Below are 17,825 nucleotides of genomic sequence, written 5' to 3' on the forward strand. Positions count from 1 at the left end.
GAGAAGCCCACACTCACCCGTTCGCGCAGCGTCCCGTAGGGAAGGGGAGTGTGTGGAGTACGTCACGAAATACACCAAATCAGCAGCCTCGATTATTTGGTTTAAGACACTCAAACCGAGATTTTACTCAAAAAGAAGCTTGGGGTAAAAACTGTTTTAATTCTTCATTTCCGGCTGCTCTTTGCTCATATTTATACAGTTTAAATCTTGATAATGTATACATTAGACTGAACTCAAATCTTCAAGTTGAGCATTCAAGTATTAGTACAGCTAGCTTGTACGGAATCAACCCAAACTCTGAGAACCTTTTCTATGCTTTTGAAACACAGTTTACACCATATCAACAATATTTAATTGGCAACCTTCCAGGCGTTGATTTGGTTACTCAAGCTAGAGATTTAGGTTCTTGCTTACAGGCAATTGAGATTAAATTGACGGCTTTACCAGATAATACGACCTGTGAGTTAGCAGAAGATTATTATGGTTGTGAAATTGTAGTAAGACCAGATACTATAGTTTATTTAGCTTGCAGTATTGTAGAAAGTTTTAGATTTAATCCGTCTCTTATTGAAAGTGTTATTACTGGAAATCTGGCAAATATTAGGGATTGGAATGAAGGGATTTATGTAATACCTTATATTCTAGATATGATTGATTGTATAGATGCGATCGCACTATCAATATTAAATGAACAAAAACCTTTTTTACTACAGCCTGTTTGGAAAACAGAAGGTAAATCACCAAGGCTATCAGATAATTGCTTAGATGTATTTGTTTGGAGTAATCTTGCTTTTACTAGATTATTTATAGATTTAGCAAAAATAGAGATTAGTACATACGGAAGAATCAAAAATATTTCTAGGCATACTCGCACAATTATTTGGCTATTTAAAATGCTGTTTGAATTTGGTATTAATGGTTCTTTTAATCATCGAAGAATTATAGATAGTCTTTCTTATAATACCAAAAATGATAAAGCATTTGCTGTAAGCGGTAGAGTCACCCATGCTTATATGCAATCGGAATCATTAAAACAGCCAAGAATTAAAAAACAAGAAATCAAAAACATTATTTTAGGTGGTGGTCAAAACTTGTTGAGTCCCGAAAGAAGATTTGATGCTATAATATTCAACTCACCAGAGATATTTGATTAGTAAATTACCAACTCTCAACTAGCGACTCAAACATGAAAACAGTAGATTTATTTGCAGGTTGTGGAGGTTTATCACTAGGATTTCAAAATGCTGGCTTCGATGTGGTAGCAGCTTTCGATTATTGGCTACCAGCAATTGAAGTTTATAGAAACAACTTCCAACATCCTATTTTTCAGAAAGACCTTTTAACAGAAGATGTCTGTGAATTAATTTCTAGTTTTAGCCCAGAAATCATTATTGGTGGCCCTCCATGCCAAGATTTTTCAAGCGCAGGGAAACGAGATGAAAATCTTGGTAGGGCGGACTTAACTTTGGTTTTTGCAAACATTGTTGCTCAAGTAAAACCTAATTGGTTTGTAATGGAGAATGTTGAAAGAATTTCTAAAAGTCAAGTTTTAAAAATAGCCTTAGAAATATTCAAGAAAAGTGGATATAGTTTAACAGCTTCAATTCTAAATGCTAGCTACTGTGGAGTTCCACAAGCTAGAAAAAGATATTTTTTAATTGGTCAGCTTCACGGAGAAGATGATGCTTTGAGTCATTATCTTAAAAAAAATCAATCTGAGAAGCCGATGACTGTTTTTGACTATCTAGGTAATCAGTTAGGAATCGAATATTTTTATCGTCACCCTAGAAGTTATAAAAGAAGGGCAATTTTCAGCATATATGAACCTAGCCCAACAGTGCGGGGAGTAAATCGTCCTATTCCCAAAACATATCAAAAACATGAAGGAGATGCTTGTGATATTAATGAAAACCTGCGACCTTTGTCTACAATTGAACGCAGTTACATTCAAACATTTCCAAAAACCTTTAAGTTTCAGGGTAATAAATCAGATTTAGAACAGATGATTGGTAATGCTGTTCCTGTGAATCTGGCTGAATATGTTGCTCGTTGTATACTTGAATATATTGAAGATTATCCTCAGAGTATTTTATATCAGTTACCACACATTCAGTTAAAGTTATTTGAGAGTGTATAAGTAAAGCATTAATATGATTATTTTCGTTTTAAACATAGAGATTAAGTAACAATTTCTGTAAATCATCATTTTCAGATGATGTTAATTGAGTTTCACTCGCGGGTTAACTTGTTGAAGGTGGAATTTTCAGGACAGAAATCAGGCGTAAACTTGCTTTGAGTTAAGATATTATCCTCTAGAGGCGATCGCTCTTCATACTCGTGATTACTCTCACCAATACTGTTAGTAGCTTGATTCTCAAAATTGGTAATCAGCAAAAGTTTTATGTAATTAAATATACTCGTAGCTCATCAAAATTCTACCAAAAGCCAGATAAATTTTTATCCATTTAATTTTACTTTCTTTAACGAGAGTCTTTTTCTGGCTGGATTATACAATCCGGAACACTTTGGTAATTGAATGTATGTATTATTGAATACAAAATTAGACTTTTAGAGGATAAATTTCTATGTCTCTAGAACAGGTTAATGCTTTTTATGAAGTTTTGATATCGGAACCCACTATTTATGAAGAATACTTTAATAAGTGCTGTAGTAGAGGTTTATTAAATAGTTGCCATTGGGACAAAACTAAAATAGTTAAGTTTGCAGCTAGTCTTGGGTATCATTTCAATGAAGATGAACTAGCTAATGTATGGTTTGAAAGTGAGCCTAGTTATGCTCAAAATTCCTTAAGTTTATCAACACAAAACCAATTGCTGGGATTTACTCAAGCATAATTGTTTGGACGCTTTCTCCTATGAAGGAAAAAGCGTCTTGAAAGTTTATGATTAAAAATTAGAGCCTGGCTGTTTGAAAAATTCTTCTTCTGGAGTAAAAACACACTCTAAAATGCTATTGTGATCAGGAAAGCGACTAAAACGCTTATTGACTGTGCCTGTGACATTATGCTGATCTATTTTGACAAATAACTTGCCGCATTTTACGCATATTCGCGGGCAACTCAAAATTCATGGCTTGTTGAACAAAAATGCTAGGTACGGGAATATTTGGGGTAGCTTGGACGCTATAAAGGAGTAAAGTCCCATTGCCACAGTCTTTTAACTCAATATTGGCTTCAAAGTCAAGAAAAGTTCCTTTTTCCATACGGAATTGTACTTGTTGACCGATGACTTCGACAACGTTGAGGTAAATTTCAACTTGAGCCGTTAAAAATAGAAAAGCTTTTTGTGCTGCTTGATATAGACGCTTGACTTCGCCACGTTGCAACACCTCACTTTTAGTGATGTCGGGAAAGTATTGTACCCAACGGGGGTAATCGGTGATTTGCTGCCATACATGCGATCGCACTATTGGCAAGTACATACAAGCACTGACTGCACCACCACAAGCAGTATGCGATCGCGTCTTGACTAAAATTTCACCCTGCATCAGCAAGTTTTGCTGTTCTTTACTCCATGTCATATCTGAACCTGTAAACGCTGGGTTTGAGATATGGTATGCCAACATAAATTTTTTTCCGTTACTCCTCAACTTCACCATCTGCTGAGGTTGCAACTATCAACCATCTGTGATTCATGAATTACAACCTCAATCAATATTAGTTCCACTTCAGTACACCAGATTTCCGGAACCAATCACATTCCCAAAATATCTGAAAATTTACGGAAAAATCCGTGGTTTAAACTACAAATACTGTTTTGTATTTCCGTAGCAGAAATAATCGCACTACTTCCCTAGGGAAAATTTTATTTAAACAAGCTAAAATACCACAAATATAATCTATAGAATATTTTATGCAATTGATAAAAATCAAATTTTAGTAAAAATTCTGTAAATTTATGCTTACCTTGTGAATATACAACCAATTGGGAATTAAGAGGACAAAATAGTGAGTCAATCTTCGTTAAACCGCAGGTTAACACAGGCTTTTGGTGTACTTCTCGGTATGGGTATAGCTGTTTGGCTACTTAGAGGCTTTGGACTACTGTCATTTATTCCAGGTGGCGTGATTTGGCTATTGTTGTTTGGGGCGATCGCTCTAGGTGTGATTGCTTATGCTCAAAAAACTTGGTGGCGTTTTTGATTTTCTGGAGATTTTCCACAGGATTTCACAACAATATACCAGAAATACCACAATTATTCACAAAAATAATCTCTCGCAAGTCTTATTGAGCAAAGACATCACAAACGTCTGTTTTATGCAATCAGCAAGGTGTGTTGCTCCGGGATTTTCGTTAACAATATAGGCAAGATCAACTATGAAGCAGGTGACACTATGCAAATTTACATCTGTAGTGCTTGCGGCTACGAGTATGACCCAGAAGTAGGCGATCCCGATAGCGGTATACTTCCAGGTACACCTTTTGACGCTATACCAGAAGATTGGGTGTGTCCGGTTTGTGGTGCTACCAAAGATTTATTTGAACCAGCCGAAGGTTAAATAAATTTAACAATCATCTCACTACTGTGACCTAACTGTACTAGCCTAGAAAGTAGGTGCTGTAGAAGAGATATTTTGTAAATTGCTACCTTTAAAGATTGTAGTCATTGGCGGTGGAGCCGCAGGATTTTTCGGGGCGATCGCCTGCGCTCAAGTCAATCCAGAAGCTCAAATCATCTTACTCGAAGCTAGTCGTCACCCATTAGCTAAAGTCCGCATTTCCGGCGGAGGACGCTGCAACGTAACTCATGCTTGCTTTGAACCACAGGCGTTAACCCAAAATTATCCTAGAGGTGGTAAAGCTTTACGTGGTGCTTTTACTCGGTTTCAACCTCAAGATACAGTAGCTTGGTTTACTCACCACGGCGTAAAACTCAAAACTGAAGCCGATGGTAGGATGTTTCCGATCACAGATAGTTCAGAAACAATTGTCAACTGTCTGATGAATACCGCCACAGCCGAGGGCGTAGAGATTTGGACTGGCACCCCTGTGGTTGGTGTCAGCCGTATTAATGCTGGATTTGAGCTACTTTTAAAATCTGGTGAGATAATTAGATGCGATCGCCTGCTCCTAGCTACAGGAAGCAGTCTCATAGGTTACAAAATTGCCCAAGCATTGGGACATCACATCGAAGCACCAGTACCATCCTTATTTACATTCAATATTCCAGAAGACAAGCTGAGGGCATTAGCTGGTATTAGTGTTAATCCTGTACGCTTAAAATTATTTGTAGGTGAGAAGTCACAATTAGAACAAACTGGGCCATTACTGATCACCCATTGGGGTTTAAGTGGCCCGGCCGTGCTGAAGCTATCGGCTTGGGGTGCGAGAGTTTTGCATGAACACAACTATCAAGCGACTTTATTGGTGAATTGGTTGCCTGAACTCACCCAAGAACAAGTACGTGCCAAAATTTTAGCAATTAAGAATGAATGGGGAAAAAAAGCGATCGCCTTGCATCGGGGCGTTGATTTACCCCACCGTCTCTGGCAATACATGATTGCCCGTGTAGGTATTACCAAAGATGACAGATGGGCAGGACTCTCCAACAAAACCTTAAATCTCTTAGTCCAAGAAATTACCCAGAGTAAATACCTAGTCAATGGTAAGGGAGTCTTTAAAGAAGAATTCGTCACCTGTGGTGGTGTCAACCTCCAGGAAATTAACTTCAAGACAATGGAAAGTAAGCTAGTTCCTGGACTTTACTTTGCTGGTGAAATTCTAGATATCGACGGCGTGACTGGTGGATTTAACTTCCAGAGTGCTTGGACAACCGCCTATTTAGCAGGTAACGCTATGGGAATCGGTAACTCGGAAAAAGTACGATGATCAGGATAAAATTCAGTCATCAAATTGCATAAACTTCTTAATCAGCTTTGATAAGTCAAATGAGTATCTCAGCAAATTTAAGGATGTTTATTAATTCTATGTACCATATTGCACCAAGTTATCACTCCATGATTTTGTGTATTTGTAAAGATAAGATAAAGCTAGTTGCATACCCTGTTACAAACATACAAACATCTTCATAAACTTAATCAGTCAAGAGTCTGTAGGTAGAAATTATAAAGTTTTGAAGTTCTAGGTAACAAAATTTTTCCGACAATATAAAACTTTAGTGAAGAGTTTCGTGATTCAGTGACTTTTGAACATAGAAATACTACTATATTGCTGTGTGTGATTCAGTATTCTTGTTTAAGAAAATACCAAAATTTGTCCGTAGTTTCTTTGGTTGATCAAATTTGAGATTGTATAAAGCAAGGATAATCTAGAGTATCAGTAATGCGTAAACCAGTTCTCACAATCTTTTACCAATTTAATCCCTGGCACGCTTCTATAGGAGGAATTCAAACACTCATCAATACGTTTATCAAATATGCTCCTGATGAGTTTGAAGTCAAGCTAGTAGGAACAGCCAGTGATGCCAGTCAGCCCATAGGTAAATGGCAACAAGCGGAATTTGCCGGCAGAGAAATCAGTTTCTTTCCCTTATTTTTGGTAGAGGATGACAATAAAAGAAGCCTCATCCCCACAACACTGAAATATACAGCAGCCTTGCTAGGTCGTTCTTTTTCTTCCGATTTTATGCACTTTCATAGACTAGAGCCAAGTTTGGCAGCTATGAATTGGCAAGGCGAAAAAATTCTATTTATTCATAATGATATTCGCACACAGATGAAAACTGTGAGTGACCAGAAGGCTATCCTCTGGAGAAAATTTCCTGGTGTTTATTTTGCTTTAGAACGATTATTAATAGGTCAATTTAATCAAATTCTTTCATGCAACACTGATGCAGCCGAATTCTATCGGCAAAATTATGCCCACTTACAAGATTGTATTCAGTATGTCAAAAATTCCTTTGATAATGAAGTTTTTTACCCCTGGAATTGGCAAGAAAAGCAAGCTCATCGGCGCGAACTAGCAACACAGATGGGTCTGGATGAAGAAACACGTTTTATTCTATTTGCTGGTAGGCTGCATCCACAGAAGGATCCCATATTATTAATACGCGCTGTTGCTAAGTTAAAAGAAAGTAATGCTCATTTATTGATAGCCGGTGATGGAGAATTAGCACCATCAGTACGTCAGGAAATTGAGCAACTAGGCTTGTCTAATAAAGTAACGATGCTAGGTGCCTTGAAGCAACCGGAACTAGCTAAATTACATAGGTTGAGTAGCGTCTTTGTTTTAAGTAGTGCTTACGAAGGCTTACCGTTAGTAGTCCTAGAAGCACTTGGTAGTGGCACCCCAATCGTTACCACCAGATGCGGTGAAACGCCAAAATTACTACATCTTGACAGTGGAGTAATTTGTGAACAACGTACACCCGAATGTTTAGCAGATGCTTTAGATAAGGTACTGTCACATCCAGATAATTATCCCATAGAGGCTTGTGTCAGAACTGCACAACCTTATGCCGCCCGCACCGTAATTAGAGATATTTACGGTGAAATGTTCAACCGTTGGGAGATAGGAAAACTATCTTTAGTGAGCTAATCACAGGAAAATGTCAGCAAAATCAATACATAAGTCCAATTTTTAGCTAAACGAAACCCAGTCCAAATTTTACTGAATGTATTTCATCGTCCACAAGTAAAAAATAATTAATTCTTATGAAAATAGCAGTAATTGGTGCAAAAGGCATACCTCCAAAACAAGGTGGAATTGAACATTATTGTGCAGAAATTTATCCTCGCATGGTGTCACAGGGACACAGTGTAGATTTATTTGCTCGCTCATCTTACACAGATATTGCTGGGTGGGACACCTATGATTATGAAGGTGTGCAAGTTATTTCTTTACCAGGGTTAAATTATGCTGGTATGGATGCTTTGGTGACATCAGCGATGGGAGCGATCGCATCTACTGGCAAAAAATACGATATCATTCACTTCCATGCCCTTGGCCCATCTTTGTTTACCTGTATACCCAGAATCGCTGACTCTGCAAAAATTGTAGTTACTTGTCACGGGTTAGATTGGCAACGTGCAAAGTGGGGAAGCTTATCAACAAAAATGATCCAACTCGGAGAAAAAGCAGGAGTACGCTTTTCTCACGGCATGGTTGTGGTATCGCAAGCACTGCAAGCATACTTTGCCCAAACTTATGGCAAAGAAACAGTTTATATTCCCACAGCTCCTGCTAACTACGGTCAGTCAGATCCGAATTTTACCTATGGTACTAACTTAGGTCTAGAAAAAGGACGTTATATTCTGTTTTTAGGCAGACTGGTACCAGAAAAACGCCCAGATTTACTAATTGATGCTTTTTCCGCCCTGAAGCCAAAAGGATGGAAGCTGGTACTAGCTGGAGGAGTCAGTGATACTAAAACCTTTACTGCTGAACTGCTCAAGAAAGTAGCCAATCAAGAAAATATATTATTGGCAGGGGAACTCAGAGGCTCTCGTCTGTGGGAAATTGTTCGCGGGGCTGGTTTGTTTGTTCTGCCTTCTGATTTAGAAGGATTACCTTTGTCCATGCTAGAAGCCATGAAAGAAGGTATACCAGTTTTAGGTAGCGACATTCCCCCACATCAACAACTGCTGGGTGATAACCGAGGTATGTTATTTGAAGCCGGCAATCTCAACTCTTGTGTTTCTGCATTAGATCAGGCGTTAAACAATCCGCAAAAGCTAGCCTTAATGGCTCATAATGCAGAAAAACACGTAAGTTCTAATTTTAGCTGGGATTCGATCACTGCTGAAAATTTGAAACTTTATGCCAAAGTTTTAAACACTTCTGAAAAATTAGACAACATGCAAAGCAAAACCCAAGATAGGGATTTTGCGAATGTTAGATAAAAAGAATTGAAGAAAGGAGTAATGCTGGAGGAAGAAGGCAGAAGGTCATTTGATATAGTCTGAACTACTTCTAAATTAAAGACCACTGAATTAAACAATTATTAGCGGTCTTAAACAGAATTGGTAGCGACTCTTAGGTAAACCTAAAGCTTTTTTCTTCCCTTCTGTCCTCTGCTGTCACCGGTCGAACCGCCGATAAATAGGATTGAACACTTGGAAAAAAGTAAAACTTGATCATTTTTATGTCAATATTGTTGCATTGATCAGGTATGATACCGAGTAGTTAATATGCTGTAGTCTATTGTCCAAGCTTTACTGTCCTACTTGCAGTCACTAAGGTATATGTAATGGGAAAAGGCGTTTCAACCTTACTAGCAGTCTTGCGGCGGAGAAGCTTGCCTGCTATTACGACTTTTGCGGCGGTAATTGGGGCATCAATTGCCTATCTTAATGTTACGCCACGGTTGTATGAAACCTCAGCGCGATTGATGGTAAACAACAATCGGGTAAGTGTTTCAGAATTGGGTCGTGATCTCACAGAATTGCGTTCAACGGGTGGTATAAGTAGCAGTCCACTGGCAGATCAGGCTGAGTTAGTTAATTCACAAGCTGTTTTAGAAAGGGCGATTGCCAAAGTTTTTCCCGAATCAGAGAATAATTCTGCTCAAAATACACTCACATTGGCGAGTATCAGTCCTTTAGTGAGAGTAAAAATTGTTCCAGCTACCAATATTCTGGAACTAAGTTATCAACACCCAGATCCAAATTTCGCTGCCAAAATTCTCAATGCTGTTGCCCAAGCAATGGTAGAGGAAAATATACAGACCATCCGTTCCGAAGCCACAAAGGTGCGAGAATTTTTGGAAAAAGAAGTACCATTGGCTCGCCAGAGGTTGCAACAAGCAGAAGTTGCAGAAAATAAATACAGACAACAAAGCGGGGTAGTTGAGGGTGATAGCCAGACTAGGAGTTTGGTTGAAAGTTTAGCCAACATAGAAAATCAGGAACGCCTATTGCTGGCTCAACTTCAAGAAGCGCGATCGCGTGATGCCTCCCTCAGACAAATTACTGACACCCAAACCCTGGATAATGCTTACTCATCAGTGCGTAGTGGTCAAGATGAGCAATTAAGAGTGCTACGAGGCAAGTTGACAGACTTAGAAACTCAATTGATTGAGGCTCGGTTGCAGTTTACAGATAGTCATCCAAAAGTTATATCCTTGCTTGGCCAACGAGATTCCATGCGAGCATTGTACACACAAGAACTGGCTCGTGTATCTTCTAATGGGCAGAACATTTCTTCAGCAGACATTGCCACCGATCAGATCAGTCAAAATCTCACCTCACAGCTAATCAATAATGAAATTGAGCGGTTAGCAATCGAAAATAAATTCAGAGCTGTCCAGGCAATGAAAGCTAATCTGCAATCGCGTCTAGCACTATTGCCAATTAGACAACAACCACTTACCATGCTCACCCGCCAACGGGCAGAAGCAGAAGCATCCTTACAATTATTACAAAATAAACTAGAAGAAGCACGTATTGCCGAAGCTCAAAAAGTTAGTAATATTCGCATTATAGAAACAGCCCAACTACCAATTGCACCTGCATCTCCCAGACCTCTAGTAGTGATAGTAATAGCTACTTTCTTTGGCACTATCTTAGCCACTGGTATAGTGCTGTTATTAGAAACAATGGATAACAGACTCTATGATGTTGCCGACGCAGAGGAATTATTGAAATTACCATTATTGGGAGTCTTACCAAGTCTTCCTGCTACTCGGCTAAGTCTTGAGCCAGCCGAAAAATTCTTAGATGATGTGGGACTGGTTGAACCTTACCGGATGCTGCTGAAAAACCTAGAGTTTCGCAGTACAGACAAGTTGCAGATTGTCATTGTTAGTAGTAGCATCTCTGGAGAAGGTAAATCAGTTGTAGTAGCGCATTTAGCGGCTGTTGCAGCTATGTTATCTCGGAAAACACTAATTATTGATGCAGATTTACGTCGTCCCTCCCAGCACACATTATTTAATCTGGCACCCAAACCAGGCATTACCGATGTCATCGACGGAAATAAATCACTGTTAAGTGCCGCGCAGACAACGGATATTGAAAACTTATTTGTATTGACTTGTGGCGAACTACGCGGCAGACCTTCGCAAATTTTAGAGTCAGATGCCATGAAGTCCTTGGTTTCTGAAGCTGCATTACACTATGATTTAGTAATTATAGACACACCACCATTAAGTGCTTGTGCTGATGCTGCTACTTTAAGTCAGTACAGTGATGGAGTGATATTGACAACACGACCTGGTTTCACGCTCAAGGAAGTTCTGCAAAGAGCCGTATCAGAACTCAATCAAAATCGCATACCGATTTTAGGAGTAGTAGTCAATGGTATGACCAAAGAGACTGAAACCTATTATCGCTATGCAATGGAAAGTAATCAATCCTTATTATCCAGACCTTTTAAACGCCTAGCTACTTTAGGTAGTGGGGAAAAAGATTCTGATAACGATTTGAGGTTGAAATAACAATGTTGACCAATAAAAGCTCAAGTCGTTCTTCCTGGATAGGAATTTTGATTGGGTTAGCAGGCATTGGCATCGGTCTAATTGCAGGTTTCCTGGCTGGTGCCAGTCCCATATTGCTAGGTTTACCTATATTTGCAGTATTAGTTGTTGTCTGGTTCTTTGGTAAATTTGAGCAAGCAGTCATCGGTTTATTAGTCCTGCGTAGCTCATTGGATATCTTCGCAGCACAGCAACTACCCGCCGCATTTGCTATTGGTTTAAATATCTTGACCCTGCTATATGTAACCGTTTCTTTATTAACAGGTCAAAGGGTTAAAGTTGATCAATTCTGGTGGTTCTTTGCTGGCTGGTTAGCACTACAGGCACTTTGGGTAGTGCTATTACCCCTAGGAGGTTTAGGACTAGATGGAACACATTTACAAACTGCTGTGCGCGAATGGCTGCGTCTATTTTCGTGGTCGATGGTTTATTTGCTAGTAATGCAACTAAAAGACCGAATTCATCCTCAAAAAATGATATCTGCGCTATTCCTCAGTCTTGTACTACCCCTGACAGCAGCTTTGCTGCAAACAATCCTACCACCTTCATTACTCCCTGCTTTCCTGACCAAAGCAGACCCAAGTGCTCTGCAAAATCTGGAAACCCTTTCTCGGATAAATGGCACTCTTGGCCATCCCAACACTTTCTCTACTTTCTTATTATTTTTTATTGGACTCACCTGTTGGCAATTGCAACAATCTCGGCGACGCTCATTTTGGCTATTGTTATTAGGTATTCTTGTATTTTTTCTAGTGAGTACCAAAACTCTCATTGCTTTAGTAATGACATTTATCCTGATATTTGTTTTAATTAGTCCTAAATTAACGCCTTTAAACTTCATAGGTGGTTTATTGTTTTTTGCCGTGGTTATTGGCCTTTATGCTAGTACAGAGTTTGGCAGAGAAAGACTTGCATCTATCGCTAATACACCACTGCTGAATCCCGACATTGACATTTCACGTTCAATTTTACTGTCAGCATCAGATGGTAACAGTTTTAATTGGCGGATTACTCAGTGGACTTCTTTATTGAAAGCTTGGCAATATTCGCCAATGCTTGGTTATGGGCTAGGAACATCCTCTGCCGTTGGTTATTTCCCGAATTACGCTCACAATGATTATATAAGAGCCTTAGTTGAAGGTGGGATTGTCGGACTGATGGCTTTTATAACTTTTCTGATAGCTAATATTTTAAGATTAACTCAAGTGTTGCGCTCTTCAGCTAAAAATATTTCGCAGAAAAATCTTTCTTTAGTTCTAATCGCTATTTTGATAGCATTAATAGTAGGCATGATCACCGAAAATATTTGGAGTCATACAACTCTTTTCTTTTATTGGTTAACAACATCAGCTATTGTTAATTGGGATTGGCAAGAAAACCAGTCAAATTATTATTAAATAAAATGGGAATTTGCCCTGAGCATAGATACCAATCAATTTAAATATAAATTAGCAAAAATAATCATAAAAACATTGCTCAAATATTGAATTACCAAACTAAATTAATCATGTCTATGATACCAAAAGTTTCTGTTGTTATTCCAGCATTCAATGCCTTGAAATATCTTCCTGAAACCTTGAAGTGCCTGTTCAACCAAACTTTTAAGGATTTTGAAGTAATCATTGTTGATGACGGTAGCTCAGATGGAACTGCTGAATGGGCATCTCAAATCAAAGAACCTAACGTTAAATTCATTACTCAAGCAAATCAAGGTTCATCAGGAGCAAGAAACACAGGCATCAAACATTCCCAAGGCGAGTTTATAGCTTTTATGGATGCTGATGATTCTTGGCAATCCACTAAGTTAGAAAAGCAAGTGCAGGTTTTAGAGGAAAATCCAGAAGTTGGTTTAGTCTACACATGGGTAGATTATATAAATGAAAAAGGCGAACCAACAGGTAGAATTGTCAAACCTGAAGCACAAGGCTACATCTGGGATAAATTTACAGAGCGTAATCTGATTGAGTGTGGTAGCGTGCCGATGATTCGTCGTCGTTGCTTTGATGATTTAGGTGTATTTGACACAAGTATTGATGCTGCACCTGATTGGGATATGTGGCTCCGTATTGCTGCTGTTTATCCTTTTGCAGTCATCAAAGAACCATTAGTTAGTTATCGCCAGCACGCCAATAATAAATCTAAGAATTATCCTAAACTCCTCCATGACTTTCGCACGATTATAGAAAAAGCTTTTCAATCTGCCCCATTTGAACTTTTACACCTGAGAAATCGTAGCTATGGCAATCTCAATTTATTAATAGCCTGGAAATGCTTGCAAAGTAGGGATAAGGACTATAAACAAGCAAATATATTTCGTCGGCAGGCTCTTAAGCATGATTATAAGTTACTTTTTTCTAAAGAATACATTCGTTTAAGTGTAGCGATCGCCGTTATGCAATGCTTTGGTGCTGATGGATATAACAAATTTATCCAGCTATTTTATGCTCTCCGTCGGCGCATTCCATCTGTTACCCAATCGACAAGTCAATCCTCAATTGCAAAATAAAACTCCAACCAAATAGGTTATTGCAATTATAGTCTCAAACGTTAGTTTCCAAATTTATAGGGTAGTCAACCTGAAGTCAAAAATTGATGCAAAACAAAAACATCAAAAATAAAGTTATCCAAGGTAGTATTTACTTAACTATCCGGCAAATATTAGCATCAGCTTGTTCTCTGGTAAGTGCCTTACTAATTGCCAGAATACTAGGGCCAAAGAATTATGGAATTGTCACAACAGCATTAGGAATTTTTTACTTTTGGAAGTGGTCGGGAAGGTTTGGTGTCAATACATACTTAGTTCGCAAACCTAATCTATCAGAAAATGAAGCTCAACAAGTTTTATGCTTTTATATCGTTGCAGGTATTGCCTTCTGTTCGCTTTGTTGGTTAGCTGCTCCTCTATTTGGTTGGTGGACTGGAGAAGTTGAAGTTGGTCAACTATTACAGTGGCTTGCCCCAGCAGTCTGGTTAGACATGATTGGTAGTGTACCTGCTAGTATGCAAGAGCGTGAACTACGTTTTAAGCAGGTTGGTCTGATAGATGCCATAGCACAGATTGCCAACTATTTACTCTCTATTGCAGTTGTATTGATTTATCAAAATTATTGGGGAGTGGTTGCAGGCACTATCCTACAGTTTATCATCTTTGCCAGCTTATCATTTTGGTTTTATCCCATGTCTTGGCGTTGGCAGTGGGATTGGCAGAATTTAAAACCCGCCATACAGTACGGTTCAACCTACTATGTGGCTATCTTGCTCACTAGCATGAAGTATCTGACTATACCTTTATTTGTCAGTCGTTTAGCTGGTATTGAAGCGGCTGGAATTGCCAATATGGCTACTAGAATCATTCAGCAACTTTCATTACTGCGAGCAGTTGTCAAGCGTATGTCCTTGAGTGTAATTGCCAAGCTTGTGGATGATCCAAATGCTACAAGAAATGCAATTAGTAGAGGTATGACTTATCAAGCTCTGCTCATGGGAACAATATCTGTAACTTTCGCCTGTTGTGCTTCTTGGCTCATACCCACAGTTTTTGGTGAAAAATGGATATTGAGTGCAGAGATTTTTCCCCTGTTGGGATTAGCAGCAGTAGTCGAGTCTATTTTTGATTTGCATAGTTCTGCACTTTATGCAGCAGGTTTTAACCAAGCAGTTGCAATGTTCAATCTTGGTTATTTAGTAGTTCTGTGGCTAGGTTGCATTGTACTAATACCTAACTTTGGACTTTGGGGTTATGTATCAGCAGAACTCCTAGCATTACCTCGTTATTATTGGCTAGATAAATTGCTCAATAAATTGTGTAATTCCCCTAACTACTGGAATGTTTTATGGATAGTAATTGCATCCATACCACCTCTTGTAGCTGGAATATTTTTACCACCTTTAATCAATTTTGCAATTCTAACTGTTAGTTATGGATTACTATTTGGATTGAATGGAAATATGAGAAAAATTATCGTAGAATTATGGTCTGTTTTCCGGTCAAAGGAAAAAAAGATTGTTTAGAAATTCATAAATCAAGTAAAGCCATAATTTAGAAGAAACAACTGAATTATTCACTGAAAAATCACATCCAGGAGAAAAACTCATGAAGAAAATCGGAATAATCACCTACCATCATGCGATTAATTATGGTGCCAATCTGCAAGCTTATGCTTTGTGGAAAACCCTAAAAAATCAAAATCATGATGTAGAAATAATCGACTATAGACCATTCAAAGCAATCAAACAATACTTCTTTGGCAGTAGTTTTATCAGTCACCTTATTAAAGCTCCAAAAGTAGAAAAGTTTTTAAATACTCAAATAAAATTGGGTAAACCTACAACTTATTCCAGGACTAATCTTCCAAAGCAATGTCAAGATTATGATGTCTTAATTACCGGTAGCGACGAAGTTTGGAATATTAATTCATTTAGAGGCTTTGATCCTTCTTACTTTTTGGATTTTTCTTCTCAAGAAGGCATCAAAAAAATTAGTTATGCCGCCAGCTTTGGTAGCACAACAACACTAGGTATACATCAAGAAGAAATCAGTAAACTCCTAGGTCAGTTTTCTGCCATTTCTGTGCGAGACTTAAATAGTTTGAAACTGGTTACTGAAGAAGGCAAATGTCAAGCTCAACAAGTTTTAGATCCGACATTTATCCTTGGTGATTACAGCGAGATTATGTCTGATATTAAATATGATAAAAAATATTTGTTAATATATGGAAATGTTTTAAATCCTCAAGAAGCGGATTTAATTAAAGCTTTAGCAAAGCGCAATGGTTTAGAGATACTTTCTGTAGGATGTAATAACAAAATCGCTGATAAAAATCTAGTAACTGTTAGCGTATCAGATTGGCTTGGGTATTATAATAGAGCTTCTTATGTTGTAACCAGTTTCTATCATGGAACTATATTCGCAATACTTTTTGGCAAACCATTTACTTTTTTAAGTAGAGCTAATAAGTCAATAAAAGTTAATGACTTACTTAAATCTATAGGTTTGGAAAATCGCATTTTTGCACCATCTGTTGATCTAAATAAATTTGTTGAGGAAAATCTAGAGATAGACTATACGCCTACAGTTGGCACACTATCAGCAAGTATATCTTCATCCAGAAAATTTTTGTTCGACGCAATTCATGATGGTTAATATCAAATCAATAACATCTTTTTACTAGGCGTAATGATTTGATTATTAATCAATACAAAACTTTAAGTCTTTCTATGTCCGCAGTAACATAGGAGTGATAATCTTGCCTTTGTAAAGAACACTTCTAAATGCGGAAATATGAAATTCAGTGAAATCGTAAACCTATTCGGTGACATTGCCACTGATAATAGCCTGACGATTAGCCAAAACCAAGACCCAGAAATTACAGGCATAGCAGCGATTGATGAAGCTACTAGCGGGAATATCAGTTATGTAGAAGGTGCCAAATTTGCATCTTTTATAGCTAAGTCAAATGCTAGTGCTTTAATTTTGCCACCAGACAAAACATTACAAGCACAAGCACAAGAACGGGGTATTGCTTGGATTGCTACAAGCGAACCCCGACTGTTATTTGCAAAAGCGATCGCTCTATTTTACCAACCATACCACCCCACACCAGAAATTCACCCCACCGCCGTTATTCACCCCACAGCAAAAATTGGCAATGATGTTTACATCGGCCCCCATGCTGTGATTCAACCAGGGGTAGAAATTGGTAACAATGTAGTCATACATCCCAATGTGGTAATTTACCCAGATGTGAAAATCGGCGATCGCACCACCTTACACGCTAACTGTACCATCCACGAACGCAGTCAAATCGGCGCAGATTGCGTAATCCATAGTGGTGCTGTCATCGGTGCAGAAGGTTTTGGGTTTGTCCCTACCCGTACTGGTTGGTATAAAATGCAACAATCAGGCTACACCGTGTTAGAGGATGGTGTAGAAATCGGTTGCAATACAGCCGTTGATCGTCCAGCCGTAGGAGAAACCAGAATAGGGCGAGATACTAAAATTGATAACCTAGTGCAGATTGGACATGGCTGTACAATTGGGGCTGGTTGTGCGATCGCTGGTCAAGCCGGGATGGCTGGTGGCGTAAAATTAGGCAACCGCGTCATTTTAGCTGGACAAACTGGAGTTGCCAATCAAGCGAAAATTGGAGATGGTGCGATCGCATCGGCTCAGACTGGAATTCATAACGATGTCGCCCCAGGAGAAATTGTTTCAGGTTCTCCAGCTATTCCTCACAAACTATATCTCAAAATTTATGCTATTTATAGCCGCTTACCAGAAATGTATCAAACATTTAGACAACTGCAACGCCAGTCAAAGGGAGTAGGCAATAAGGAATAGGAGAGTGGAGGGGGACAAATCAATTCAAAATACCCTACGGGTGAATCCTACGGATACGCTGCGCGAGCGCGGTAGCATCTCTGTTCGCGGA

At 38.6% G+C, this 17,825-nt stretch carries 16 protein-coding genes; 14 read left to right on the forward strand and 2 right to left on the reverse strand.

Going from position 1 to position 17,825, the window contains the following annotated elements:
• Both A3775_RS06045 and A3775_RS06050 read left to right on the forward strand, forming a co-directional pair.
• On the forward strand, positions 1-1,154 hold a 1,154-nt coding region (locus A3775_RS06045; protein WP_339373756.1), incomplete at its 5' end, for a HindVP family restriction endonuclease.
• Between the two features lie 32 nt (positions 1,155-1,186).
• On the forward strand, positions 1,187-2,137 hold the full coding sequence (locus A3775_RS06050; protein ID WP_066376493.1) for a DNA cytosine methyltransferase: 951 nt from the start codon (positions 1,187-1,189) through the stop codon (positions 2,135-2,137).
• A 92-nt stretch (positions 2,138-2,229) separates the two neighbouring features.
• Here the strand turns inward: A3775_RS06050 and A3775_RS24050 are convergent, their stop codons facing one another.
• On the reverse strand, positions 2,230-2,394 hold the full coding sequence (locus A3775_RS24050; RefSeq protein WP_156481572.1) for a hypothetical protein: 165 nt from the start codon (positions 2,392-2,394) through the stop codon (positions 2,230-2,232).
• 191 nt (positions 2,395-2,585) lie between these two features.
• On the opposite strand from A3775_RS24050, the gene A3775_RS06055 reads away from it, so the two are divergent.
• Entirely contained in the window at positions 2,586-2,855 is a 270-nt protein-coding gene (locus A3775_RS06055; protein ID WP_066376499.1) for a Nif11-like leader peptide family natural product precursor, read from the forward strand.
• A 166-nt stretch (positions 2,856-3,021) separates the two neighbouring features.
• On the opposite strand, the gene A3775_RS06060 is transcribed toward A3775_RS06055, so the two are convergent.
• A complete protein-coding gene (locus A3775_RS06060; protein ID WP_066376501.1) occupies positions 3,022-3,585 on the reverse strand; it encodes an SRPBCC family protein in 564 nt (187 codons plus the stop codon).
• Positions 3,586-3,967: 382 nt separating this feature from the next.
• On the opposite strand from A3775_RS06060, the gene A3775_RS06065 reads away from it, so the two are divergent.
• From A3775_RS06065 to lpxD, 11 genes are all read left to right on the forward strand, one after another.
• Positions 3,968-4,162 (forward strand): hypothetical protein, encoded by a 195-nt coding sequence (locus tag A3775_RS06065; RefSeq protein WP_066376504.1) that lies wholly within the window; start codon positions 3,968-3,970, stop codon positions 4,160-4,162.
• Between the two features lie 192 nt (positions 4,163-4,354).
• Positions 4,355-4,519: a rubredoxin gene (gene rd / locus A3775_RS06070; RefSeq protein WP_066376506.1), complete on the forward strand. Its 165-nt coding sequence runs from the start codon at positions 4,355-4,357 to the stop codon at positions 4,517-4,519.
• An 82-nt stretch (positions 4,520-4,601) separates the two neighbouring features.
• Positions 4,602-5,849 carry an NAD(P)/FAD-dependent oxidoreductase gene (locus A3775_RS06075; protein WP_066424238.1) on the forward strand — a complete coding sequence of 416 codons (1,248 nt, stop codon included), beginning with the start codon at positions 4,602-4,604 and terminating at the stop codon, positions 5,847-5,849.
• 453 nt (positions 5,850-6,302) lie between these two features.
• Positions 6,303-7,517: a glycosyltransferase gene (locus A3775_RS06080; RefSeq protein WP_066424239.1), complete on the forward strand. Its 1,215-nt coding sequence runs from the start codon at positions 6,303-6,305 to the stop codon at positions 7,515-7,517.
• Positions 7,518-7,633: 116 nt separating this feature from the next.
• The gene (locus A3775_RS06085; RefSeq protein WP_066424241.1) at positions 7,634-8,821 is read left to right on the forward strand and encodes a glycosyltransferase family 4 protein; all 1,188 of its coding nucleotides are present in this window, start codon (positions 7,634-7,636) and stop codon (positions 8,819-8,821) included.
• 347 nt (positions 8,822-9,168) lie between these two features.
• Positions 9,169-11,355 carry a polysaccharide biosynthesis tyrosine autokinase gene (locus A3775_RS06090; RefSeq protein ID WP_066376518.1) on the forward strand — a complete coding sequence of 729 codons (2,187 nt, stop codon included), beginning with the start codon at positions 9,169-9,171 and terminating at the stop codon, positions 11,353-11,355.
• Between the two features lie 2 nt (positions 11,356-11,357).
• Positions 11,358-12,791: an O-antigen ligase gene (locus A3775_RS06095; RefSeq protein WP_066376522.1), complete on the forward strand. Its 1,434-nt coding sequence runs from the start codon at positions 11,358-11,360 to the stop codon at positions 12,789-12,791.
• 119 nt (positions 12,792-12,910) lie between these two features.
• Positions 12,911-13,900, forward strand: a complete 990-nt coding sequence (locus tag A3775_RS06100; protein ID WP_066376700.1) for a glycosyltransferase family A protein — start codon at positions 12,911-12,913, stop codon at positions 13,898-13,900.
• 86 nt (positions 13,901-13,986) lie between these two features.
• Positions 13,987-15,405, forward strand: coding sequence for an oligosaccharide flippase family protein (locus A3775_RS06105; protein ID WP_066376532.1), 1,419 nt, complete (start codon positions 13,987-13,989; stop codon positions 15,403-15,405).
• 82 nt (positions 15,406-15,487) lie between these two features.
• Positions 15,488-16,537: a polysaccharide pyruvyl transferase family protein gene (locus A3775_RS06110; RefSeq protein WP_066376535.1), complete on the forward strand. Its 1,050-nt coding sequence runs from the start codon at positions 15,488-15,490 to the stop codon at positions 16,535-16,537.
• Positions 16,538-16,675: 138 nt separating this feature from the next.
• The gene (gene lpxD / locus A3775_RS06115) at positions 16,676-17,734 is read left to right on the forward strand and encodes a UDP-3-O-(3-hydroxymyristoyl)glucosamine N-acyltransferase (protein ID WP_066424243.1); all 1,059 of its coding nucleotides are present in this window, start codon (positions 16,676-16,678) and stop codon (positions 17,732-17,734) included.
• Positions 17,735-17,825 lie beyond the last annotated feature (91 nt).

The organism is Anabaena sp. 4-3, assembly GCF_001597745.1.
Lineage (GTDB): Bacteria > Cyanobacteriota > Cyanobacteriia > Cyanobacteriales > Nostocaceae > Trichormus.